Genomic DNA, 23,351 nt, shown 5'->3' with positions numbered 1-23,351 from the left:
TGGTTACGCCCCCTTCACTGCGTTGCGAACGAAAACGAGACGGCCGCGAGCACCGGGAACGGCGCCCTTGACCAGCAGGAGGCCCTTCTCGGCGTCAACCGAGTGCACCTTGAGGTTGAGCACGGTGACGCGCTCTCCACCCATGCGACCGGCCATGCGCATGCCCTTGAAGACACGGCTCGGGGTCGAGGAAGCACCGATGGAACCGGGCTTGCGGTGGTTGCGGTGTGCACCGTGCGAAGCGGAAACACCCTTGAAGTTGTGACGCTTCATGACACCGGCGAAACCCTTGCCCTTCGAGGTGCCCATGACGTCGACCAGCTGGCCGGCCTCGAAGGTTCCCTCGACGGTGAGCTCCTGGCCAGCGCTGTAGTCAGCGGCATCCGCGGTGCGAACCTCGGTGACGTGACGGCGAGGCGTGACGCCAGCCTTCTCGAAGTGACCAGCGGCAGGCTTGTTCACCTTGCGCGGGTCGATCTGGCCGGACGCGATCTGGACGGCGAGGTAGCCGTCGGTCTCGACGTTGCGAACCTGGGTGACCACGTTCGGGGCGATTTCAATGACGGTAACGGGAACAAGCTTGTTGTTCTCGTCCCAGACCTGGGTCATGCCGAGCTTCGTGCCGAGCAGTCCCTTGGAGGTCTTCGTATCTGCGTAAGACATCCCGGCCCCCTTAGAGCTTGATCTCGATGTTGACGTCTGCCGGCAGGTCGAGACGCATAAGCGAGTCGACGGCCTTGGGCGTCGGGTCGATGATGTCGATCAGACGCTTGTGGGTGCGCATTTCAAAGTGCTCCCGGCTGTCCTTGTACTTGTGAGGTGAACGGATGACGCACACCACGTTCTTCTCGGTCGGAAGCGGTACCGGGCCAACAACGGTGGCACCAGCACGGGTGACCGTGTCAACGATCTTGCGAGCGGAGGTATCGATTACCTCGTGGTCGTAAGACTTAAGTCGAATGCGGATCTTCTGTCCCGCCATGTCTGACTCTCTCTCTGTCAAGGCGTCTTACATCCGGTTGGCTGCATTGGACGCCGTCGTAGTACTTCGTAAGTCGCACCACTATTTATCTGTCAATCGGGCGGCTCTGGGCCGAGGCCCGCACCACCCTCATCACCCCACTGTTCTGGCCGAGGCCGTCACGGCGCAGAGCGAAGCTCTGGGCATGGCTGTGATGAAGTTTGTTCTGCTCCCCGCGGCCTAGCTCGATCGGTTCTCACAGCGGAGAACCGGGGCGAAACTATGCACTACCTGGCAGTGATCCCGTCGCTGTGCGCAGCACGAACGACGGAAATGTTGAACTGGACAAGTTTGCCACAAATCAGGGGCAAGTGCAACCCGGGCGTGTCGCGCTCGGCGGGCGCGACTCCCCCGTCATTCCGGGGCAGTCGCCGTGCTCGGATCAGGCGGATGCAGCGAGTTCACGGGTTCGCGCCCGGTGCAGCAGCAGCACGCAGGCGAGCATGACAAGGCCGGCCACAAGCAGCGGGATTGCCCCGTGCCCGGTGAAGCGGAGCAGCAGTGCGCCGATCGCGCCGCCAGCGCCCATCGCGACGACGGCGAAGACGCGCCGCGGCCATTTCTCGCCCGGCCCGCCGGAGAGCCGGCTGTCGATCGCGAGGTTGGCCAGGGTGCTGGTGACGACGATCGTGCTCACGTCGCTGATGCCCGTCGAGCGCACGCTCGCCGCCTGTGCGCCCATGACGAGCGCGAGCACCGCGGTGACCCCGAGCATCGCGCCCTCGTCCAGGGCGCCGACGAGGAGCCAGAACACGGCCAGGGCGACGGTGAACGCGGCCCCGCCGACCAAGACGACGAGGTTGGCGGTCGGCAGCCGGCTGGCGTGCCTTCTGCCCCTCAGCACGCGTGCGGCCACGAGCGCGCCCAGCAGGAAGCCGGCCAGCGCGAGCGTGTTGTTCAGCAGCGGGATGCCGCCCTCCCCCGCCAGGGCGAAGCCGATGAACAGCACGTTGCCGGTCATGTTGCCGGTGAAGACCCTGTCCAGCGCGAGGTAGCTGACCGCGTCGACGACGCCGGTGGCGAGCGTGAGCAGGAGCAGCGCGGGCAGGTAGAAGCGATCGGCCTGCTTCTTGTCGAATGGGGCGCGCGTGGCATCCGTCATGGTGACCTCCGCAGACGACTTTAGCGAAGCCCGCGCTGCGGCCCCGCCGCGGCGGGCGTGCACAGCAAAGCGGGGCCGAGCTTGCGCTCGGCCCCGCCCAGGATTTGTGGGATTGCTCCCGGGAAGCCTCTACTCGTTGCCGACGGCTCCGTCGGCCGCGTTGCGCGCGGTGTCGACGTGGTCGGCGAACTTGTCGCCGCTGACCTTGTTGGCGAGGCCGGCCGCCCCGTCGAGGAGCTTGTCGCTGATGCCTTCAGCCTGCTCGCTCTTCAGGAAATCCTTGGCCTGGTTGGTCAGATCTTCGATACCCATACTCGCCCCTTTCGTCGCGGCACGCGTGCCAAGCGGCGCGCATACCTCCATTCTTGTTCCGCTCCCTGAATATGTACAGGGGACCGCTGCCGCACAATGGGGCATGAGCGAATTCTCGGAACCACCCACTGCCGCACCACCTGCCGCCCCCTCTGCCCGGAGCGGGCCGGCCAGCGTGAGCGCCACCCGCACGGGCACGCGGCGATACCTCGGTCGCAACGCACGCGGCAGCGAGGTCTTGATCGGGCCCGTCGACGCGCCCGGCCATTTCACCCCTGGCGAGCTGCTCAAGCTGGCGCTGGCCGGCTGCGCGGGGATGAGCTCGGATCGGGCGACGGCCCGCCGGCTCGGCGACGACTTCGCCTCCACCGTCTGGGCGCACGGCGACTCGGACCCGGCCGAGGAGCGCTACTTCGCGATCGAGGAGGAGATGCTGCTCGAGCTGGGCGGGCTGAGCGATGCCGAGAAGCAGAAGCTGCTGGCGATCATCGGCCGCTCGATCGCGGCCAGCTGCACCGTGGCGCGCAGCGTCGGCGACAGCATCGAACTGAGCACGACCGTGAACGGCGAACCGCTGCACTGACGGCAGCGCTCGACGGCGTTAAAAGACTGATGGGGCCGAGCCCGAAGGCTCGACCCCATCAGGGATCAACCAGTAGAAACTACTTGAGGACCTTGGTCACCGTGCCGGCGCCAACGGTGCGGCCACCCTCACGGATGGCGAAGCCGAGGCCGTCTTCCATGGCGATGGGCTGGATCAGCTCAACGGTCATGTCGGTGGTGTCGCCGGGCATGACCATCTCGGTGCCCTCGGGCAGCGTGATGACGCCGGTGACGTCCGTGGTACGGAAGTAGAACTGCGGACGGTAGTTCGCGTAGAACGGGTTGTGACGGCCACCCTCATCCTTGGACAGGATGTAGGCGGTGCCCTCGAAGTTGGTGTGAGGCGTCACGGAACCGGGCTGAACGACAACCTGGCCACGCTCGACGTCTTCACGCTTCGTGCCGCGGAGCAGCAGACCACAGTTCTCGCCGGCCCAGGCCTCGTCGAGCTGCTTGTGGAACATCTCGATACCCGTGACCGTGGTCTTCTGCGTCGGGCGGATGCCGACGATCTCGACCTCGGAGTTGATCTTCAGGGTTCCACGCTCGGCGCGGCCGGTGACGACCGTTCCACGACCGGTGATGGTGAAGACGTCCTCGACGGGCATGAGGAACGGCTTGTCACGGTCACGGACGGGGTCCGGGATGTGCTCGTCAGCAGCGGTCATGAGGTCCAGGACAGCCTGGGTCCACTTCTCGTCGCCCTCGAGAGCCTTCAGGCCGGAGACGCGGACCACGGGGGCCTCGTCGCCGTCGAAGCCCTGGCTGGAGAGGAGCTCGCGAACCTCGAGCTCAACGAGCTCAAGGATCTCTTCGTCGTCAACCATGTCGGACTTGTTCAGCGCGACCATCAGGTACGGCACGCCGACCTGCTTGGCGAGCAGAACGTGCTCACGGGTCTGAGCCATCGGGCCGTCAGTAGCGGCAACCACGAGGATTGCGCCGTCCATCTGAGCAGCACCGGTGATCATGTTCTTGATGTAGTCAGCGTGACCCGGGGCGTCGACGTGCGCGTAGTGGCGCTTCGGGGTCTCGTACTCAACGTGCGAGATGTTGATCGTGATACCACGCTGGCGCTCCTCGGGAGCGGAGTCGATGGTAGCGAAGTCGCGCTGCACGTTGGTGGCGGACGGGAACTTGTCTGCCAGGACCTTCGAGATCGCTGCAGTCAGCGTGGTCTTACCGTGGTCAACGTGACCGATCGTTCCGATGTTTACGTGCGGCTTGGTCCGCTCGAACTTGGCCTTGGCCACTGTGGGTCCTCCTCAGGACTCGAGTAGAAGCCCCGGTCGCTGGATTGCGACCGGTTCTCTACGGTGATTGTTTGTTATGTTACGCGAACCGGATGGCTCGCACTAACAGGGGCTATTCGCCCTTGTTCTTTGCCACGATCTCGTCGGCGACAGCCTTGGGAACCTCGGCGTAGCTTTCGAAGGTCATCGAGTACACGGCGCGACCAGAGGTCTTCGACCGCAGGTCACCGATGTAACCGAACATTTCCGAGAGCGGAACATTGGCGCGAATAACCTTCACACCGCTTGCGTCCTCCATGGACTGGATCTGACCGCGACGCGAGTTCAGGTCGCCGATGACATCACCCATGTATTCCTCAGGGGTGCGGACCTCGACGGCCATGAGCGGCTCGAGCAGAACCGGGTTTGCCTTCCGAGCGGCTTCCTTGAAGCCCATCGAGCCGGCAATCTTGAACGCCATCTCCGAAGAGTCGACGTCGTGGGCAGCGCCGTCAAGCAGGATTGCCTTGACGCCGACCAACGGGTACCCAGCGAGGATGCCGTACTGCATGGCATCCCGGAAGCCCGCGTCCACCGAGGGGATGTACTCGCGAGGGATACGGCCACCGGTGACCTTGTTGTCGAACTCGTAGATCTTGTCGGAGGTGACCTCCATCGGCTCGAGGCCGAACTGGATCTTAGCGAACTGACCCGAACCACCGGTCTGCTTCTTGTGGGTGTAGTCGTGCTTCTCGACGGCCTTCTTGATGGTCTCGCGGTACGCCACCTGCGGCTTACCAACGTTGGCCTCAACGTTGAACTCGCGCTTCATGCGGTCAACGAGGATGTCGAGGTGGAGCTCGCCCATGCCCTTGATGACCGTCTGACCGGTCTCAGCGTTCTGCTCGGTGCGGAACGTCGGGTCTTCTTCGGCGAGCTTCTGGATCGCGGTGCCGAGCTTCTCCTGGTCAGCCTTGGTCTTGGGCTCGATAGCAACCTCAATGACGGGCTCGGGGAAGGTCATCGACTCGAGAACAACCTGGTTGTCCGGGTCACACAGGGTGTCACCGGTGGTGGTGTCCTTGAGGCCGATGACGGCGTAGATGTTTCCAGCGGTGACGGAGTCAACAGGGTTTTCCTTGTTGGCGTGCATCTGGAAGATCTTGCCGATGCGCTCCTTCTTGCCCTTGGTCGAGTTGATGACCTGGGCACCGCTGTCGAGGCGGCCGGAGTACACGCGGATGTAGGTGAGGCGACCGAAGAACGGGTGCACAGCAACCTTGAACGCGAGAGCAGCGAACGGCTCGGTGGCGTCGGCGTGACGGAGGACGACCTTCTCCTCGTCGCGGGCGTCGTGGGCCTCGATGGCCGGGACGTCGAGCGGCGACGGGAGGTAGTCGATGACGGCGTCGAGCATCGGCTGAACGCCGCGGTTCTTGAAGGCAGAGCCACAGAGAACCGGGTAGATCTCGCTGTTGACCGTGAGCTTGCGGATCGCGCCCTTGATCTCGGCGACGGTGAGCTCTTCGCCACCGAAGTACTTCTCCATCAGAGCGTCGTCGGTCTCGGCGACAACCTCGAGCAGCGCGGTGCGGTACTCGGCGGCCTTCTCGACGAGGTCGGCGGGGATCTCCTCGATGGCGTACTTGGCGCCCATCTGGACGTCACCCTTTGCGTCGCCGCGCCAGGTGAGTGCACGCATCTCGACGAGGTCGACAACGCCCTCGAAGCCGGACTCTTCACCGATCGGCAGCTGGAGAACCAGCGGACGAGCGCCGAGACGGCTGACGATGGTGCTGACGGTGTAGTAGAAGTCTGCGCCCAGCTTGTCCATCTTGTTGACGAAGCAGATGCGGGGGACGACGTACTTGTCGGCCTGACGCCACACGGTCTCGGACTGGGGCTCGACGCCCTCCTTGCCGTCGAACACAGCAACGGCGCCGTCGAGGACGCGGAGCGAACGCTCTACCTCAACGGTGAAGTCAACGTGGCCGGGGGTGTCAATGATGTTGACCTGGTTCTTGTTCCAGAAGCAGGTGACCGCAGCGGAAGTAATCGTGATGCCACGTTCCTTCTCCTGCTCCATCCAGTCGGTCGTCGCGCCACCATCGTGGGTCTCGCCGATCTTGTGGTTGACGCCCGTGTAGAACAGGATGCGCTCGGTCGTGGTGGTCTTACCGGCATCAATGTGAGCCATGATGCCGATGTTGCGGACCTTACTCAGGTCGGTGAGCACATCTTGTGCCACGGGATTCCTCCGAAAGTTTGTTGGTTGATGGGGTCGAACGAGGCTCTCGGATGCCGCGGGCGTGAGCCCGCGGCATCCGAAAGGCACTTGCTACCAGCGGTAGTGTGCGAAGGCCTTGTTCGACTCGGCCATCTTGTGCGTGTCTTCACGACGCTTGACAGCGGCGCCGAGGCCGTTGCTCGCATCGAGAATCTCGTTGGTGAGGCGCTCGGTCATGGTCTTCTCGCGACGAGCCTTGGCGTAGCTGGTGAGCCAGCGGAGAGCCAGGGTGTTGGCGCGGTGAGGCTTGACCTCGACCGGGACCTGGTAGGTGGAGCCACCGACGCGACGCGACCGGACCTCGAGGGTCGGGCGAACGTTGTCGAGTGCCTTCTTGAGCGTGACAACGGCGTCCTGGCCGTTCTTCGCTGCAACGCCTTCGAGTGCGTCGTAAACGATGCGCTCAGCGAGGCCCTTCTTGCCATCAAGAAGGATCTTGTTGACGAGCTGGCTGACGATCGGGGCGCCGTATACCGGGTCGGCTACGACGGGGCGCTTGGGTGCTGGTCCTTTACGAGGCATTACTTCTTGTCCATCTTCGCTCCGTAGCGGCTGCGAGCCTGCTTACGATTCTTAACTGCCTGAGTGTCGAGCGCGCCGCGAACAATCTTGTAGCGCACACCGGGGAGGTCCTTCACACGACCACCGCGAACGAGCACCATCGAGTGCTCCTGGAGGTTGTGGCCCTCACCGGGGATGTAGGCGGTGACCTCGGTGCCGTTGGAGAGCTTGACACGGGCAACCTTGCGAAGGGCCGAGTTCGGCTTCTTCGGGGTGGTGGTGTAGACGCGGGTGCAAACACCACGCTGCTGGGGGTTGGCCTTCAGGGCGGGGGCCTTGGTCTTGGTGACCTTCGGCGTGCGTCCCTTGCGGACCAACTGCTGAATCGTTGGCACTACTGAGCTCCTTATTTGTGCTGCACGGTGACAGCCTGGTGATTAGCATTCGAACGGATGCCCCTGACTTGCGCCTGAGAGTTTCGTTCGAGTTCATCTGGACCCACCGGCAGCGCTGAGTAGCTCTGCTTTTGGATGGTGGATATGCCGTGGGGGTAACCCGAATCAGGGTTCCCATGTGTGTGCATCAGACGCGAGGGCCGTGCCTTTCGGGCACAATCCGCGCGCACGACGATACGCACACCCACGAAATATTACCTTTGTGTGTCGCTGCGGTCAAACCAGCGGGGCTGTGCAATGACTGGCAATCAGGGGGTCTGGGGCCGCCGCTGGGGCCGGGGCGAGCACGGCCCCCGATTCTCGGAATAACACGCCGCCCGCGCGAGTCACGAGGACTCGTCGATGACAGTGCCCATCAGCTCTCCGACGAACTCGCTGATGCTGGCCGCCGGGATCTCGCAGCCAAGTCGCGAGCCCGGGTTCACGATGATCCCGAGTCCTTCTGGCAGGCGCGTGAGCACGGTCATGCCGAGCACGGGAGCCGCGGCCGGGTGAGCCTCACGGAAGGGCAGCGCCCTCTCCTCGTGGGTGAACAGGGCGAGCAGCGTCTTCGTGCCGTCCTCCAGCAGGAAGGGTGCGGCGGGGAGGGCGCCCGCTGACGGCGCGGTGGTGCCCAGGAGGATGATCTCGCTGGCGCTGAGCGTCCACAGCAGGGTCGCGGGGCTGACGCTCCCCTGCTGGGCTCGAGCGATCGCCCGCTCCAATGGCGTCGCCGGCCGTGCTGCAGTCATCGTTCCCTCACGCTTGCTCTGGTCGGTCCCTGCCCTGTCGCGGAGGCTCCCGGGCCCCGAGCCCTCTCCCGACTTCCCTCTATCAAACAGCACTGTCGGCCGTTGGACGCTCAGGAAGTCGGCCAGGTCGGCGAGTCGAGTTCGCGCTCCAGGTCGGCCAAGAGCGCGACGACCTGAGGCTCGATGTACTGCGCGATGCCGTCCGCGATGCGCTGGCGGTGCAGCACGAGCTCGGCGCAGACACGCCGCCCGACCTGCCCGGCGAACTCGTCGGCGAGCCTCACCTCGGCGCGAATCGCTTGCTTCTCCTCCTCGGAGAGCGGCGGAGGCTCCGGCGCGCTGTGCCGGGCGGAGGTGGTGGGAACCGGCTCGTTGATCGTGAAGTCGAGGGTGTTCTGATCGTGAGCGTGCGCGGCGTCGGCCGCGGCTTCCGGGGGCGGACTCGCCGCGAGCTCGCCGAGGGTGAAGAGGAACGGCTGGCCGTCCTCGGGCTCCGGGTCGAGGTCTAGGCCGGCGGCCTCTGGCGCGAGCCCGGCCTCCGGTCTGTAGTGCTGTGCGCGGCGGCGCTGCTCGGTGAGGTCGAGCTCGCGCTGCAGCAGCGGCAGGTTGCGGTCGGTGTAGTCGTCGACGGCGGCGTCGATGATGAGCTTCATGCGCATCGACATGCTGTGCTGAACGGCGTGCGGAACATCGTTGGCCAGGCCCGCTGCAACGATGATGGGCGAGCCGAAGCAGCTGCGGCAGAGGCGCAGGCGCGCGCGGTGGGTTCCGGGTTGCCACTTGGGCACCCAGCGCAGCCAGAGATCAACCTCGTGGCTGACGCGCGCTTCGATCGAGCCCTCCATAGCTGAACGGTACCCCGTTGCCGGGGTCTCCGCGAGTAGGGCACGCGACTATTGGGGGTGCTTCTCCCAGGGCCAGCGCGGGCGCTGTCCGCCGTTGGCGCGCCAGATCAGCAGAACAAAGTAGAGCAGGGCGACAACCCCGGCCCAGAGCGCCACCGCTGCGGCGAAGGGACTCGTCAGTTGCTCGCCGAGGAAGACGAATCCGGTCACCGGCTCACTGGCCGCGCTGCCCGGCGCGGCCGGGGTATCTGGGGTGGTCGCGTTCATGCTGTTCAGCCCGTAGACGAGGCCGCCGGCGAAGCCGTAGACGAGGTAGCAGAGCGCGGCGGCGAGCACCACGAGGCTGACCGGAACGGTGTGCATCGCCGCGCCGGCCCGGCCGACGCCCGCCCAGAGCACGAGCAGCAGGGCGATCGTCGCCGCGCCGACCATGACCGGGCCGACCAGCGGGCCGGCATCCGTCTCTGCAATCACCTCGATGTTGAGGAACAGGCTCAGCATGCCGAAGCTGGCCACGACCAGCGCCACGTAGAGCCCGAGCGCGAAGAACGCCAGGAAGAAGGCGTAGCGGCGGTACTCCTGCACCTCGAGTGGGATCATGGCTGGCTCCTCAATCGGGCAGCTCTGGAACTACTGGCGGGTGAGGGTGGGGCCCTCTGCCAGAACGCGGTCGTACTCCTGGCGGACGGCGAGGTTGCGTGCGGTGACCTTGCGGCCGCGCGCGGCGATCCATGCGCCGAACCAGATCGGCACCTCGCGGGCGGCGATGGCGGCGACGATGGCGACGGGGTTCAGCCACTGGCCGGCGATGAACTGGCCGGCCTGGCCGGGGGTCAGCTCCCAGGCGCGCACGGTCAGCAGCGAGCCACCGATGAAGGAGAAGTAGACGATGACGGCGACGGCGAAGCCGCCGAGCACATAGGCCCACCAGCCGCCGCGGTTGACGATGGCCGCGAGCAGCGCGAAGGCACCGAAGAAGAAGAGCACGGGGATGTAGAAGACCGGGGCGCTGACGAATAGGGCGAAGCTCTCGCCGGCCTTCTCGACGCTGGGGTTCTGGCTCAGGCTGATCAGGAAGGTGCTGCCCGCGTAGAGGATCGCGAAGGCGAGGGTGGCGAGGAGACCGATCAGGATGCCGGCGCCGCGGTTGCCCTTGGGCGAGGGCGGGATCGGCGCCTGGACGAAGATCGGCTGCCCGGCGGCCGCGTACTGGCCGATCGGGGCGCCGGCGTTGGGGTCGTAGTAGACGCCGGTGGCTGCCGGGGCCTCGACGGTCGCTGCGGTGGCGACCGTTGCGGCGCCGGCGGCGATGCCTGCCTCTGGCACGTTGTCGACCGCGGTCGGCTGCGCCTCGGCGTAGTCGACCTCCGTGGCCGGGGGCGCGAGCGCGATCGGGGCCTCGGGGAAGTAGGGCTGCGGAGCGGCTGCCGCTGGCGGGGCTACCGGGGCGGCGGTTTCGGCGGCCGCTGCCGCCGCGGCGGAGGCCGCGGGCGGGGCCGGAATGTACTCAGGCGCGGCGGGGGCCTCGGGTGCGGCGGGGGCTGGAGTGGCGTCAGTTGGAGCGGCGGGCTCCGCGAAGAACGCGGGCAGCGCGTCCTCGGGGATCTCGGTGGTATCGCCGCTCATCGGCTCGATCAGAGTCGGTTCGGCGGCCGTCGGTTCGGTGCCCTCGTGGTTCTCGTGCTCCGGCGTGGTGTCGCTCATGCTGACTCTCCTCCCGCGCACGATGGCGCCCAGTTCAGCCGTAACTGTAGCAATCAGCGCCTCGCTCTGCAGCGAGCCTCGCGGGCGCCGCCCGACAAAATCGCCGCCTGAGCTGGGCGAATGCGCGCGACACTCCGCCGCGGGCGCCGCGACCCCGCCGGTGTGATGGAGCGCGCGACCGGAGCCCACGGCGCGGCCGTGTCGGGTTGGCTCCGGGGCTGCGGGGGCTGCGCTGCTCCTTCGTCGCGGCGCGGCCCCCTCCAGCCGACGTGCTGAGAGGCGGGGCGCCCGGGCAGACGTGCATCTGCACGTTGGCTCGAGGGAGCGCCAGCGACCGAAGCCAACCGCGCCGCTCTTCCGTTGGTCGAGTAGGCCCGCTAGGGCCGTATCGAGACCCGGTTTCCGGCGGGAGACCGTCTCTCGTGCGGGGTCTCGATACGCTCGTTCCTCGCTACTCGACCAGCGGGGTGGGCGGGGGCGAGACGCTCACGCGGGCTCCCGGGCTTCGGGGGCTGCGCTGCTCCTTCGTCGCGGCGCGGCCCCCTCCAGCCGACGTGCGGAGAAGTGCTGCCCCTCCAGCCGACGTGCCGCGGCGCGGCCCCCTCCAGCTGACGTGGGGAGAGGCGGGCGCCCGTGCAGGCGCGCATCTGCACGTTGGCTCGAGGGAGCGCCAGCGACCGAAGCCAACCGCGCGACGACGGCAGGCCGGCAGAAACGCAGATGGCCCCGAGACGCGGGTCTCGGGGCCATCTGATCGAGTCGCGCCGCTACTCCGATGCGGCCGCCTCCGCGGCGGCCGCATCGGCCGCAGCCTTCTGCGCGGCCAGGTCGACCGGGACGTCGGACGCCTTCAGCAGCACGTAGATGAAGCCGCTGATTGAGGCTGTGTATGGCGCGACGACCGCGGCGGCCGCGTCCTCCCCGGCGGCCCCTTCCTCCACCTCCACCGGAGCCAAGCCGAGTCCGTAGACCAGCGTGAGCCGGGACCCGTTCTGAACGGCGGAGGTGAAGTCGAGCAGCTTCTGGTATTCGCCCTTGGTCTCGATCGTGACGGGGATCGCAACGAAGTTCGCGGGTGTGACGAGGGAGCTTTCGACGGGTGCCAGAATCGGTCGGAGCAGCGACTTGTCGAGTGCGGCCGCAGCGTCGGCGTCTGCCGCGTCACCAGTCTGGGCGGCCTTGGCCTGCAAATCGACGACCTCCTTCACCGCACCCGGTGGCAGCATCAGCGCGGCACTGTTCATTGGGCCTGCGTATGGGCGTGCGTCGGCGACGGTCAGTGAACTTACTTGGACGCCGGCGGCCACGGCCATGGCATCGATCTGTGCAACGAATCCCGAGAAGCCGGCATTGTCCGGCACGGCGACGCGCACCTCGGCGAGCTGCTTCTTGAAGGTGTCGATGCTCTCGAAGTCCTTCTTCAGCACCGCGAGCTCCGCGGCGAGCCCGGCATTCTGCGCCTCGACCGCGACGCGTTCGTCATCGGCGTCCTTGGCCGCTGCCAATTGCGGCGCGACGCCGAGGAAGTAGCCTCCGAGCAGGAGCACGACGCCCAGCAGGGCCGCCCCGATGGTCCAGATGCGCTTGTCGTTCATCAGTTGCCTCCCTGCGCTGCCGCGTCACCGGTGGGCTCGGCGTCGTCGTCCGTCGGCGTTTCCCCGGCAGCCTCTGCCTCGGGCACGAAGCGAGCCGACAGGGCCTCGCCGTTCACCTGCAGCTTGATGCTCACCGTGTAGAGGCCGGTCTTGTCGTCAAAGGTGACCGAGTCGGGGCTTGCACCGGCATACCCGGTCAGCCCTGCCAGGCCGTCTAGCCAGAGTGGAACGTTCGGCAGTGTCGGTGAGGTCGCCTCGAGCCCGACCGTTGCGATCCGTGGGGACTGCAGCGGTGTGGTCGCCTGCGCGAACTCCTCGAGGGGGGAGGCCGCGCTGATCGACGCGGTCCTGATCGCGACGCCGGCGGGCAGCGAGGCCTGCACGGCCTGCAGGTACTCCCGCCACTGCACCTCGGTGAACGACCCGACCATGCGGGCATCACTGACCGCGTTCAAGTCCTGCTGAACCCGCCGCACCTCGACGTACTCCGTCTGTTCCGCCAGCAGCGCATCCGTTCTGGCCTGTGCGTCGATCAGCTGGATCGTCTTGCCCAGTGTGATGGCGGTTGCTCCGGTCACCATCAAGACGACGACGGTAACCACACCGAGCAACCCGACGCCCAAACGCCGACGCAGCACTCGCGACGCCGCGGCAGCCCGCACCTCCGGCGGGAGCAGGTCGACCCGGGGAACCCCGCCGATCTCAATCGTGTCGGCGCGGGCGCCGCCCTTCTTCTGCCCACTCATGCGGCCCTCCCTGCCGTGAGCCCGAGGGCGACAGCCACATTCGGGCGGCCCTGCCTCAGGGCGTTTTCGTCGAGTTTGCGTGAAATCTCCAGGCCGGCCAGCGGGTCGACGACCACGACGGGCATGCGCGTGACCTCATTCACCGCCCGCTCGCAGCCGGGCAGTGCTGCGCCGCCGCCGGCCAGCAGAATCTGGCGAACCGGCTGATCTGGGCGCGTGTTGTTGAAGTAGTTGATGGTGTTGCGCAGGCTGGTGAGCAGTTCGCCGGCTACCTCGTAGATGACCTCGAGCGCCTTCTGATACTCCGGCGGAACGGCCGTGGCCGAGAGCCCGATCTGTCGCTTCAGCTGCTCGGCCTGCGCGGGATCGATCTCGAGGCGGCGGGCCAGCTCCAGCGTGATCTGGTCGCTGCCGGTCGGGATGATGCGGATGAACTGGGGAACGCCGTCCGTGGCGATCACGACGGTCGTCGTGCTGCCGCCGATCTCAGCCAGGGCCACGGTGCCCGCGGCGTCCGGGCCACGCAGGTAGACCCGCGAAAGGGCGAACGGAACCAGATCGACCTCGACGGTCTTCAGGCCGGCCAGTTTGGCGGCCTTGATGTTGCCGAGCACCGCGTCCTTGGCGGCAGCGACGAGGAGGCCCTGCACCTGCGGGCCGTGCTCGCCGTCAATCTCGGCGACCGGGTAGAAGTCGAGGAGCGCGTCGGCGACGGGCATCGGCAGCATGTCCTGAACGAGGTGCGGCAGCGACTCGCGGATACGCTCACGGGAGGCACGCGCGACGGTGAGGTCACGAGCCAACACGCGGTGGTTTCCGATGCCGATCGCGATGTTCTTGCTGCTGAAACCGCCGTTCGACCAGAGTTGCCTGAGCGCGGTGGCCACGGTGTGCGGCTCCATCACCTCGCCGCGCACGATGGCGCCCAGCGGCACCGCAACTTCTGCGTAGCGCTCGACCATCGGTTTGCGGCTGGATCCGCCCACCTCGACTGCGCGCACGACCCCCGCCGCGAAGTCCACTCCCACTACCGTTTGTGCCACGGGTGGTTCCTTTCTGTCAGTGCGAATCGCACGATGTCGACGGTCATGCCTAAGACGCCAGACCGAACAAGCTGAGGTAGGCCGCCCAGAGGCTCTCGCCGAAGAAGATGCCCAGCCACGCGGCCAGAAGCATCCACGGCCCGAAGGGAATACCGGACTTGCGCCCGGCCTTGCGCAGCACGATCAGCGCGATGCCGAACACACCGCCGATCAGGAATGCCCCGAAGCCGCCCACGATGAGAGCACCCCAGCCCAGATAGCCGAGGTAGAGGCCGAGAACGCCGGCGAGCTTGACATCGCCCATTCCCATGCCGCGCGGCGAAATCAGGGCAAGCAGGAAATAGAGCGCGAAGAGGGCAGCACCGCCGATCGCCGCCCCAAGCAAAGCCGGGTAGCTCCCGGTGAGGGCCGCAGACTCCGCCAGCAGAACGGCGGAGACCAGGTAGCTCGGCAGCACGATGCTGTTGGGCAAGATCTGGTGATCGAGGTCGATCAGGGTTAGCACCACGGTGATCGCGGCCAGGTACAGAAACGCGAGCAAGAGCAGCAGGCTGGAAGCCACGTCGGCGGAATCCGCGCCGAGTGCGGCCAGCGGTGCAGCGGTGCCGCTGGCCACCCACCACCACGTCACGACGCCGAAGAACAGCGCGGTGCCGCCCTCGACCAGCGGGTAGCGCGCCGAGATCGGCGCCTGGCAGGAGGCGCAGCTTCCGCGCAGCAGCAGCCACGACAGAACAGGGACGTTCTGCCACGGCTTGATGCGCACTCCGCAGCGCGGGCACGCGCTCGGCGGCGACACCACCGAGAGCTTTTGTGGCACCCTGAAGATCACCACGTTCAAGAATGAACCGATGAATGCCCCAAACAGGCCGACGAGAACCGGGACTGCAACCACTACTTCGCCACGTCACGGATCGATTCGCGGCTCGACAGCACCGGGTAGACAGGACCTCCCGGAGACACGGGGTCGCCCGTGTCCATGTTGACGCCCGGAAGGCCAACCGGCGAGTACATCAGCTTCGCATTCCCATCGATTTTCGTGAACTGGCCGTAGAGCTGCCCCCGCCAGTGAATGCCGGAGGTGATGTTTGACTCACACGGGCTGTACACCAGCGCGGAGATGTTTTGTGCGGCCGGCGGCACTGCCCCAAGGATGAAGCCGCCACCGACGGTGAAGTTGCGACCCGATACGCAGGTGGGGAGCCCGTTGTCGAGTTCGTCCGGAACGATGAGCCACAGCTTCCGTGGCGAGTCGGCGAGGAACCCGGCGCTGCCGCCCAGGGAGTACCCCTTGGCGAAGATGGCGACGTCGGAACTCAGAGTGATCTTGTCGTCGCCGCCCAAGGTGATTGCGCCGGTGCAGGCCCGAGCATCGATCACTCCGGGCGCGGCGCCCAGCGAGTCGATCGCGGTCTTGAGCGCGGTGTAGTTGCAGGCCCCCGTCAGCGTACGCACGAGGAAGCCATTCCAGTCGGCCAGGTCGTAGTTGAACTCGATCCAGTTCGGAACGGTGGGAGCCGGCGGAGCGGTCGGGCCGACTCCCGGCCAGGCCAGACCCTGAGTCACACCGCCGTGCGCCGTGCCCGAACCCGTGAGGGTACGCGTGATGATCCTCCCGTTGATCGAAAGGCCACCGCCAGACCACGTCGTGCTGTTGTTCGACCAGACAGTGCCCTTGACGTTGCCGCCGGCCAAGATGATCGAGCTGTTGGAGTTCGCGTTCTGCGCAACCTCGCCACCCCAGCTGATCTTCACACTCGTCGGAGCCCAGACGCTGCCCCCGATCTTCCCATCCGACTGGATGTCCATGGTCGTCCCTGCGATGGCGTTTGCTCCGATCTTCACCCCGCCCGAGATCGCGACGCTCTGCGAGGCCCACACGCTGCCGGCCACAGTGCACGATCCGGATCCGGTAAACTTGCCGTTCGCGACGACGATGTCGGCGTAAGTCGGGCTGGCACCGGAGCACGCGACATCGCCGTTTCGGATCTGTACGCTGGCGATCGTTCCCGTGCTCGAGGTGAGGGTTCCAGAGCCGGAGAATCCTGCGGAAGAGAATGCGTAGACGGCAGCTCCCGTGGCCGGAACGCCCGCGGCCGGAAGTGTCATGCGATAGATCGCCTCGACCGTGCTCACGTCGCCGGTGTCGTTACCCACGACTCCGCTCACGGCCGCCTCTCCGGTGGACTCGATGCGCAGAATCTGTGCCGCCGACGTCGGGCAGCCCATCGTCCACGTCGCACTCGCGAGATCGGTGTGCGTGCTCCACGACAGCTGAACCGTGTAGACCGGATCGGTGTTGGAGCTGTAGATACCGCCGGTCGGGCAGCTACCGGTTTGTACGTCGGCCACGGCCTGATTAATGCCGGACTCGGCCGCGGAGACCGACTGGACTCCGGCCCGCGTGGCACTGGTGAAGGAGAGGGCATTGATGGTCGATGCCGCAATGACCGCGCTGATGATGAGGGTCACGGCCATCAGGCCGATCACCCCCATCAGCACACTGCCACGCTCTTCAGAGGCGGACCGGATGACGACACGGAAGCGGTTCAGAAACATGCGAGACTCTCCGAACTCGTGATTCGCTGGCTATTGACGGTGCTGAAGAGGACGGGCTTCGTCGTTCCGGCGTCGACGGTGAACTTGAGGTCAACGCGGCTCACGGTCACGCCGAAGAGTGTGGTTGACACAGGCTTGACGCCGGTTCCCAACAGGAGCCACCCGGCGAGGTGCTCGGGCGCGGTGCTCACCGGGGCAGAGATGTGCGCGACGGGCGAGACACGCTTGCGATAGACCGCGCCCTCCGCGCCGGGCGCGAAGTACCAGGCCTCACACGACCAGGCCAGCGCGGTGCCGCTGTCTCGGGTGTGCACGACGAGGAGCTCGTTGCCGTGGGCATCGACGGTGGCTTTCACGTCTGAGGCATTCGACACGCCTTGTTTGACGGAGCGGGCGACCAGCTGCCCCGTCGCGTTCGCACTTGTGGAGTCCCTGACGATGCTCTCGCTCTGGACGCCGTTGATGAGTATTCCGCCGACGATAGTGAGCACGACGACCGACAACATCATGTATACGAGGAGCTCGACGAGCGTGATGCCGGCTTCGCGCTGAAGCGGGGCTACGGTGACTGCGGTTGGTCGGGGCATCACTAGGCCGTCTTCAAGAGGACGAGGGCCACAGTCTCGGTGATGACGTCGCCTTCGGCGTCGGTCACCCACACCTTGATCTTCGCGGTGGCCGGGTAGACCGCCGGGGCAGGGCACCCTCTGACCACGGAACGGTGGGGGGTGAGCACGACGCCGCGCGGGTCGGTGGTGGGGATGAGTGCCGCCGACGCATAGCCGCTGAGCGTTGCACAGCTGCCGATCTGGGCACGCGCCGCGTCGAGCTGCTCATTGACGATTTGAGTGGCCGTCGCCACGGTGGTGTTGAGCTGTGTTGTCTTCATTGCCTGGATGAGGAGAGGCAGGAAGGCGATCGCGATGATCCCCAAGAGGAACATCGAGACCAGGATTTCGATCACGCCGAAGCCGCGCTCGTTCTCACCCTTCTCGGGTGTGACGAGCGCGGCCTCGGGTGTGAGGGTGACCATAGGGAGTCAATCCACTCTGTGTGTTCGGGTTGGTGCAAAAGAACTTCGGTGAAGTTCGGACTGACTACGGAGTCTTCTTCGCCGCGCCGTTGTCGGTGATGGTGTGGGTGTGGCCGGCTTCGACTGTTCCGCCCGGAGCCCAGTTGCCGGTGATGACGAACTTGTCCGGAGTCGCGCCAGCGGCGATCGTGACCTTGATGTCGGCGCTCGGCGTGTATGCCTTCACAGCAGCGAGGTTCGTGTCGGCGATGACCGTGGCGACGGGGGTTCCGGTGACCAGCTCAGCGACGACGGCGGTCTTCGCATTGGTGATGGCGGCCGAGACGGCCTTGTCCTTGGCCGTGTCCTGCTGGCCGAGGTAGATCGGGATGGCGATGGCGGCGAGCACGCCGATAATGAGGACGACGACGAGGAGCTCGATCAGGGTGAAGCCCTTTTCGCGGTCTCCGGCGGCATTGCGTCGGGCTGCAAGTGCGTCTTGTACGCGGATGACCATGACGGTCTCCAATCTGTAGGGGGTTGGACTCAGGGCTGGCAAGCCAGCCGGAGTATGAGCATATTGCCAGCGACTTCCCAGCAACATCCCCTTACCGGGGGTGAAAGGCGCGATCCTTGTCCCCAGTTACGGGGTAAGCGAATCGCCCTATTTGATCTGGTCGAAGACGCTGAAGACGGGCATGTAGAGGGCGACGATCATCGATCCGATGATGACGCCGATGACGGCGATCATGAGTGGCTCGATGAGCGAGGTGAGCTGCTTGGTCGTCGACTCCACCTCTTCGTCGTAGAAGTCGGCGATCTTGGCGAGCATCTGCTCGAGCGATCCGGCGTCCTCGCCGACGGCGACCATCTGCACGATCATGGGAGGGAACACCGATTCATGCGACAACGGCTCGGCGATCGAGCGTCCTTGGCGCACCGACTCGGCCACCTTCTTGAGCGCCTCCTCGATCACATAGTTGCCGCTCGTCTCGCCGACGATGGCGAGTGCCTGCAAGATCGGAACGCCGGCGCCGAGCATCGTCGAGAAGTTGCGGGTGAAGCGGGCCAGCGCCACCTTCTTGAAGAGGTCGCCGAAGACGGGCAGCTTGAGCTTCATGGGGTCGACGACCTTGCGCACCTCTTCGGTGTGCTTGTTCTTGCCCCACCAGACTCCGAAGACGATGCCAGTCACGAGCACGATGGGGCCGACCCAGACCATCGCCTGGGAGAGCACGACGAGGATCTTCGTCGCGAATGGTAGTTCGCCACCGAGGCCGGCGAACATGTTCTCGAAGACTGGCACGATGAAGATGAGCATGCCGACCATCGCCAGCAACGCCATGATCAGCACGACGACCGGGTAGGTGAGCGCCGACTTGACGGTGTTGACGAGCTTGACCTCGGCCTCGAAGTTGTCGGCGACCTGCTCGAGCGAGCGCTCCAGGAAGCCACCGGTCTCACCGGCGCGCACCAGGTGGATCATGATCGGCGGGAAGATCTCGCCGTGCTTCGCCATCGAGCCCGACAGCGAGCCGCCCGTCTCGATGTCGCTGCGCACGGCATCCAGGGTGCTGGCCAGCTTCTTGTTCTCTGTTTGACCGGCCAGGATCGTGAGGGTGCGCAGCAGCGAGAGCCCGGCGGCAATCATGGTGGCCATCTGGCGGCTCGCCACCGCGAGGTCCTTGAGCTTCACTCCCCCGCCGAGACCGGCGATGTTGATCTCCATATTGAGCCCGGTGCCGGCCGGAGCTTCCGTGATCGAGACCGGGGAGAGCCCCATGTCGCGTAGCCGCGCAGCGACGGCGCCGCTGCTCACGGCATCGATCTTGCCCTTGCTGATCTTGCCTGCTGCGTTGCGCCCCGTGTAGGCGAACGGCTTGGTCATGGACATTAGCGTGGCCCTCCCACGAAGGAGCCGCCGTAGTCGATGCCGCTGGAGAGTGCGTCGGCGGGATGCCCGGTGTCGGCGCGGGTGATCAACTGACGCAGGCTCTCGAGGTCCTGCGCCTTCTCCGCGGCTGCGGCGTGCGTGATGGTTCCCGCATTGACCAGCTCGGCCAGGTGCTGCTCGAGCGTGCGCATGCCGAACTGGCCACCGGCCTGCATCGCGGCCGTGATCTGGTGAGTCTGGCCCTCGCGGATCAGGTTGCTGACGGCCGGGGTGGTCACCAGGATCTCGGTGGCGACCGCGCGCCCCGAGTTGCTGGCGCGCTTGACGAGCGTCTGGCAGACCACGCCCTGCAGGGTGAGGGCGAGCTGAGCGCGCACCTGCTCCTGCTGGTGCGGCGGGAAGACGTCGATGATGCGGTCGACCGTCTGCGGGGCGGACTGCGTGTGCAGGGTGGCGAACACGAGGTGGCCGGTCTCTGCTGCGGTGAGCGCGACGGAGATGGTCTCGAGGTCGCGGAGCTCGCCGACCAGGATCACATCCGGGTCCTGACGCAGCACGTGCTTGAGTGCTGCCGTGAAGCTGTGCGTGTCCGCACCGACCTCGCGCTGGTTGACAAGCGACTTCTTGTGCGTGTGCATGAACTCGATCGGGTCTTCCACCGTGACGATGTGGTCGGCCCGCGTCTCGTTGACGAGGTCGATGAGGGCGGCCAGCGTGGTGGACTTGCCGCTACCGGTCGGTCCTGTCACGAGCACGAGCCCGCGGGGCAGCGTGGCGAACTTCGCCACGACATCCGGCACGCCGAGCGCCTTGAGCTGCTTGATCTCGGTGGGGATCAGACGGAACGCCGCACCGATCGCCCCGCGCTGCTGGTAGAAGTTCACACGGAAGCGGGCGTTGGCCGAGATCGTGAACGCGAAGTCGAGTTCCATGACCTCGGCGAACTTCTCGGCCTGGCGCTCGTTGAGCAGGCTCATCAGGGCGCTGGTCACCTTGTTGCGCGACCACGGCACATCCTCGAGCGCTGGGCGCAGGCTGCCGTCCACGCGCAGGGTCGGGGCGGCGTTCACGGTGACGTGCAGGTCGGATGCCCGCTGCAGCACGACCTGCTGCAGCGACGCGATCAGATCGCGGTCGGCGTTGTCGAGAGCGGCACGTTCGACGACGGTGAGCGTGCTGGTGTCGAAGGGCTCCGGCTCGATGGCGACCGCGTGCGAGAAGCGCTCCCCAGTGGGCGGGGGCATCGGCGCGGGGGCCGGTGCGGAGAGCGCCGGGGACGGGCGGGTTGGCGCAGGGAACGCCGCGGCCGTGCTGACCGGCGGGTAGGCGGGTGCCTGCGGCGGAACGACGGGGAGCGCCTCGGTGAGGGCATCGTCGTACGCGCCGCCGCCTGCGCTGACCGGCACGGGAACGGGCGCCGAGATGGGCGCCGCCTCGGCCACGGCGACGGGCTCGGCCGGCACGGGGCTCACGGGCTCCGGGGCCGGCGCGAGGCCGAGCAGCTCGAAGCCCGATGGCTCGCTCGCCGGCTCCTCCCAGGTGTCGACGGGGCGGTAGCTCGGGGCCTCATAGGCCGGCGGCTGCGCGTAACCGGGCAGCGGGTAGCTCGGGATCGCGTCGTGCCCCTCCGAGATGGCGCTCGACACGACGGGCGGCTGCAGCTCGGCCGGCGGGGCCACAACTGGGGCGACGTAGGCGGGCGGAAAGGCAGTCGGCGGAGCGGCCGCGATGGGCGGCGTGACAACAGGCTGCGCTGCAACGGGCGGAACGGCGGCGTGCGGAACGACTGCGGGCGGCGCGACGTCAGCTGCCGGGTCCAGGCCGGCAGCCTCTGCACGCAGCGTGAACTCGGCCATCAGCGCATCGAAGGGCGACGCGGCCGCGGCGGGCGTGGCGTCAAAGCCCTCTGCTGCCCGGCGGCGCTGCGGCGCCCAGCCGTCAGCGGAGTCGCCCGGCTCGGCTGGGATGTCGTACGGTGGCCTGTCCATGCGGCTGTGTTCCTCTCGTGGTGCGGGTCGTCGGGCAGGCGCGGTTACGCCACGACTCGCAGAATTTCTTCGATCGACGTGAGACCCATCTTGGCCTTCTCCCAGCCGTCTTCGCGCAGGGTGATCATTCCCTGCTCCTGGGCGACGCGACCGATCTCGGCGCTGGATGAGCGGGCGACCGCCATCCGCTCGATCTCCTCGGTCACGGTCATGACCTCGTGCACCGCGATGCGGCCGCGGTACCCGGTGTTCGAGCAGCTCTGGCATCCGACCGGCTGGTAGACGACGGGGCGGGGCTGGGCGGAGTCGTAGCGGAAACGCAGCCGGGCGACGTACTCGGGCTCCAGCTCCTCCGGCCGCTTGCAGCGTTCGCAGAGGCGACGCGCGAGTCGCTGGGCGACGACGCAGTCGAGGGCCGAGCCGACGAGGAACGGCTCGATGTCCATTTCGGTGAGGCGGGTGACGGCGCTCGGGGCGTCGTTGGTGTGCAGCGTGGAGAGCACGAGGTGGCCGGTCAGCGACGCCTCGATGGCGATCTGGGCGGTCTCGTGGTCGCGGATCTCGCCGAGCAGCACCACGTCAGGGTCGGAGCGCAGGATGCTGCGCAGCGCGCTGGCAAAGGTGAGGCCCGCCTTGGGGTTCACCTGCACCTGGTTGATGCCCGGCATCCGGTACTCGACCGGGTCTTCAACCGTGATGACGTTGATCTCGGGGCGGGCGACCGCGCCGAGCGTCGTGTAGAGCGTCGTCGACTTGCCCGAGCCGGTGGGCCCGGTGACGAGGATCATGCCGTACGGCTTGGTGTAGCTGGCCTTGTACGCCTCGAAGTTGCGCTCGAGCAGGGCCAGGTCGCGCACGTCGAGGCTCGTGTTGGTGTTGTCGAGGATTCGCATGACGACCTTCTCGCCCCACACCGTCGGCAGGGTGGCCACGCGGAGGTCGATCTTGCGCCCGCCGTGGTTGACCGACATGCGGCCGTCCTGCGGTTTGCGCCGCTCGGCGATGTCGATGTCGCTCATGATCTTCAGGCGCGAGATGACGCCGTTCTGGATGCTCTTCGGGGCCGGCTGCATCTCGTGCAGCACGCCGTCGATGCGGTAGCGGACCCGCATCTCGCGCTCGGCCGGCTCGATGTGGATATCGGAGGCCTTGTCCTGGATGGCCTGGCTGACCAGCAAGTTGACGAAGCGCACGATGGGGGCGTCGTCCTCGTTGTTCTCGCCGATGCCGAAGTCGGTCTGCTCGAGCGGGGCGTTCTCCTCCTCGAGCGTGGTGGTGAGGTCGCTCAGCTCGTCGTCGGCGCGGTGGTACCGGGCGATGGCGGCGAGCAGGTCGCTGCGCTCGGCGACGATGAGGTCGACGTGCATCCGCGAGGCCTCGCGCACATCGTCGATCGCGAAGACGTTGCCGGGATTGACCATGGCGACAGCGATGCGGTCGCCGGAGATGGCGATGGGCAGCAGCTCGTGGCGACGGCAGATGGCGGCGCCGACGAGCGCTACCGCGTTGCGGTCGACCGGGAAGTCGACCAGCTCGACGAAGGGCAGTCCGGCCTGTGCCGCGCGCGCCCGCGAGAGTTGTACCTCGGAGATGACGCCGCTCTCGACGAGCATGCGCACGGCGCTCTCGTCGTTGCCTCCTGCGTTGGCGATCGAGTCGAGGTGCTCGATCGGTAAATGGCCATGCAGGATCAGGATTTCTGAAAGCGTTGCCACAAGAAC

General features: G+C 66.6%; 24 protein-coding genes. 1 reads left to right on the top strand and 23 read right to left on the bottom strand.

Translation table 11 applies throughout. The annotated features are described in order from the left end of the window. Window positions 1-3: 3 nt before the first annotated feature. From rplC to BLT62_RS04840, 4 genes are all read right to left on the bottom strand, one after another. On the bottom strand, window positions 4-663 hold the full coding sequence (rplC, locus tag BLT62_RS04855; protein WP_083363052.1) for a 50S ribosomal protein L3: 660 nt from the start codon (window positions 661-663) through the stop codon (window positions 4-6). Window positions 664-673: 10 nt separating this feature from the next. Then, a complete protein-coding gene (rpsJ, locus tag BLT62_RS04850; protein WP_005050520.1) occupies window positions 674-982 on the bottom strand; it encodes a 30S ribosomal protein S10 in 309 nt (102 codons plus the stop codon). Window positions 983-1,403: 421 nt separating this feature from the next. Next, window positions 1,404-2,123, bottom strand: a complete 720-nt coding sequence (locus tag BLT62_RS04845) for a YoaK family protein (RefSeq protein WP_083363051.1) — start codon at window positions 2,121-2,123, stop codon at window positions 1,404-1,406. Between the two features lie 129 nt (window positions 2,124-2,252). Next, window positions 2,253-2,435 carry an antitoxin gene (locus BLT62_RS04840; RefSeq protein WP_083363050.1) on the bottom strand — a complete coding sequence of 61 codons (183 nt, stop codon included), beginning with the start codon at window positions 2,433-2,435 and terminating at the stop codon, window positions 2,253-2,255. 103 nt (window positions 2,436-2,538) lie between these two features. Here BLT62_RS04840 and BLT62_RS04835 point away from each other — a divergent pair, with 103 nt between their 5' ends. Beyond that, complete coding sequence (locus BLT62_RS04835) at window positions 2,539-3,018, top strand: OsmC family protein (RefSeq protein WP_083363049.1); 480 nt, start codon at window positions 2,539-2,541, stop codon at window positions 3,016-3,018. Between the two features lie 79 nt (window positions 3,019-3,097). On the opposite strand, the gene tuf is transcribed toward BLT62_RS04835, so the two are convergent. From tuf to BLT62_RS04740, 19 genes are all read right to left on the bottom strand, one after another. After that, a complete protein-coding gene (gene tuf, locus BLT62_RS04830; protein ID WP_083363048.1) occupies window positions 3,098-4,291 on the bottom strand; it encodes an elongation factor Tu in 1,194 nt (397 codons plus the stop codon). Between the two features lie 112 nt (window positions 4,292-4,403). Continuing rightward, the gene (gene fusA / locus BLT62_RS04825) at window positions 4,404-6,518 is read right to left on the bottom strand and encodes an elongation factor G (RefSeq protein ID WP_083363047.1); all 2,115 of its coding nucleotides are present in this window, start codon (window positions 6,516-6,518) and stop codon (window positions 4,404-4,406) included. Window positions 6,519-6,608: 90 nt separating this feature from the next. Next, window positions 6,609-7,079: a 30S ribosomal protein S7 gene (gene rpsG / locus BLT62_RS04820; RefSeq protein WP_047405385.1), complete on the bottom strand. Its 471-nt coding sequence runs from the start codon at window positions 7,077-7,079 to the stop codon at window positions 6,609-6,611. Continuing rightward, the gene (gene rpsL, locus BLT62_RS04815) at window positions 7,079-7,453 is read right to left on the bottom strand and encodes a 30S ribosomal protein S12 (protein WP_047405383.1); all 375 of its coding nucleotides are present in this window, start codon (window positions 7,451-7,453) and stop codon (window positions 7,079-7,081) included. Before rpsL ends, rpsG begins: the two co-directional genes overlap by 1 nt. Before the next feature lie 386 nt (window positions 7,454-7,839). Further along, window positions 7,840-8,244, bottom strand: a complete 405-nt coding sequence (locus BLT62_RS04810; protein WP_083363046.1) for an SseB family protein — start codon at window positions 8,242-8,244, stop codon at window positions 7,840-7,842. Between the two features lie 110 nt (window positions 8,245-8,354). Continuing rightward, window positions 8,355-9,089 (bottom strand): hypothetical protein, encoded by a 735-nt coding sequence (locus tag BLT62_RS04805; RefSeq protein WP_083363045.1) that lies wholly within the window; start codon window positions 9,087-9,089, stop codon window positions 8,355-8,357. A gap of 48 nt (window positions 9,090-9,137) precedes the next feature. Then, entirely contained in the window at window positions 9,138-9,689 is a 552-nt protein-coding gene (locus BLT62_RS04800; protein ID WP_083363044.1) for a DUF6121 family protein, read from the bottom strand. A 30-nt stretch (window positions 9,690-9,719) separates the two neighbouring features. After that, a complete protein-coding gene (locus tag BLT62_RS04795) occupies window positions 9,720-10,793 on the bottom strand; it encodes a hypothetical protein (protein ID WP_083363043.1) in 1,074 nt (357 codons plus the stop codon). Between the two features lie 767 nt (window positions 10,794-11,560). Next, window positions 11,561-12,388, bottom strand: coding sequence for a hypothetical protein (locus tag BLT62_RS04790; RefSeq protein WP_083363042.1), 828 nt, complete (start codon window positions 12,386-12,388; stop codon window positions 11,561-11,563). Then, window positions 12,388-13,134, bottom strand: a complete 747-nt coding sequence (locus BLT62_RS04785) for a hypothetical protein (RefSeq protein WP_083363041.1) — start codon at window positions 13,132-13,134, stop codon at window positions 12,388-12,390. Before BLT62_RS04785 ends, BLT62_RS04790 begins: the two co-directional genes overlap by 1 nt. Next, window positions 13,131-14,177 (bottom strand): type IV pilus assembly protein PilM, encoded by a 1,047-nt coding sequence (gene pilM / locus BLT62_RS04780; RefSeq protein WP_083363040.1) that lies wholly within the window; start codon window positions 14,175-14,177, stop codon window positions 13,131-13,133. Before pilM ends, BLT62_RS04785 begins: the two co-directional genes overlap by 4 nt. 49 nt (window positions 14,178-14,226) lie before the next feature. Next, a complete protein-coding gene (locus BLT62_RS04775; protein WP_083363039.1) occupies window positions 14,227-15,072 on the bottom strand; it encodes a prepilin peptidase in 846 nt (281 codons plus the stop codon). Next, window positions 15,072-16,736, bottom strand: coding sequence for a hypothetical protein (locus tag BLT62_RS04770; protein WP_156786245.1), 1,665 nt, complete (start codon window positions 16,734-16,736; stop codon window positions 15,072-15,074). Before BLT62_RS04770 ends, BLT62_RS04775 begins: the two co-directional genes overlap by 1 nt. After that, the gene (locus BLT62_RS04765; RefSeq protein WP_083363037.1) at window positions 16,727-17,323 is read right to left on the bottom strand and encodes a PilW family protein; all 597 of its coding nucleotides are present in this window, start codon (window positions 17,321-17,323) and stop codon (window positions 16,727-16,729) included. Before BLT62_RS04765 ends, BLT62_RS04770 begins: the two co-directional genes overlap by 10 nt. A 2-nt stretch (window positions 17,324-17,325) precedes the next feature. Further along, the gene (locus BLT62_RS04760) at window positions 17,326-17,769 is read right to left on the bottom strand and encodes a type IV pilus modification PilV family protein (RefSeq protein ID WP_083363036.1); all 444 of its coding nucleotides are present in this window, start codon (window positions 17,767-17,769) and stop codon (window positions 17,326-17,328) included. 64 nt (window positions 17,770-17,833) lie between these two features. Then, on the bottom strand, window positions 17,834-18,265 hold the full coding sequence (locus BLT62_RS18290) for a competence type IV pilus major pilin ComGC (protein ID WP_156786244.1): 432 nt from the start codon (window positions 18,263-18,265) through the stop codon (window positions 17,834-17,836). Window positions 18,266-18,412: 147 nt separating this feature from the next. Continuing rightward, complete coding sequence (locus BLT62_RS04750) at window positions 18,413-19,642, bottom strand: type II secretion system F family protein (protein WP_083363034.1); 1,230 nt, start codon at window positions 19,640-19,642, stop codon at window positions 18,413-18,415. Continuing rightward, a complete protein-coding gene (locus BLT62_RS18285) occupies window positions 19,642-21,630 on the bottom strand; it encodes a PilT/PilU family type 4a pilus ATPase (RefSeq protein ID WP_269457797.1) in 1,989 nt (662 codons plus the stop codon). Before BLT62_RS18285 ends, BLT62_RS04750 begins: the two co-directional genes overlap by 1 nt. Window positions 21,631-21,674: 44 nt before the next feature. After that, window positions 21,675-23,345 carry a GspE/PulE family protein gene (locus BLT62_RS04740; protein ID WP_083363033.1) on the bottom strand — a complete coding sequence of 557 codons (1,671 nt, stop codon included), beginning with the start codon at window positions 23,343-23,345 and terminating at the stop codon, window positions 21,675-21,677. Window positions 23,346-23,351: the final 6 nt, after the last annotated feature.

This window comes from Microterricola viridarii (assembly GCF_900104895.1).
Lineage (GTDB): Bacteria > Actinomycetota > Actinomycetes > Actinomycetales > Microbacteriaceae > Microterricola > Microterricola viridarii.
This window is presented reverse-complemented; position numbering and strand designations above follow the sequence as displayed.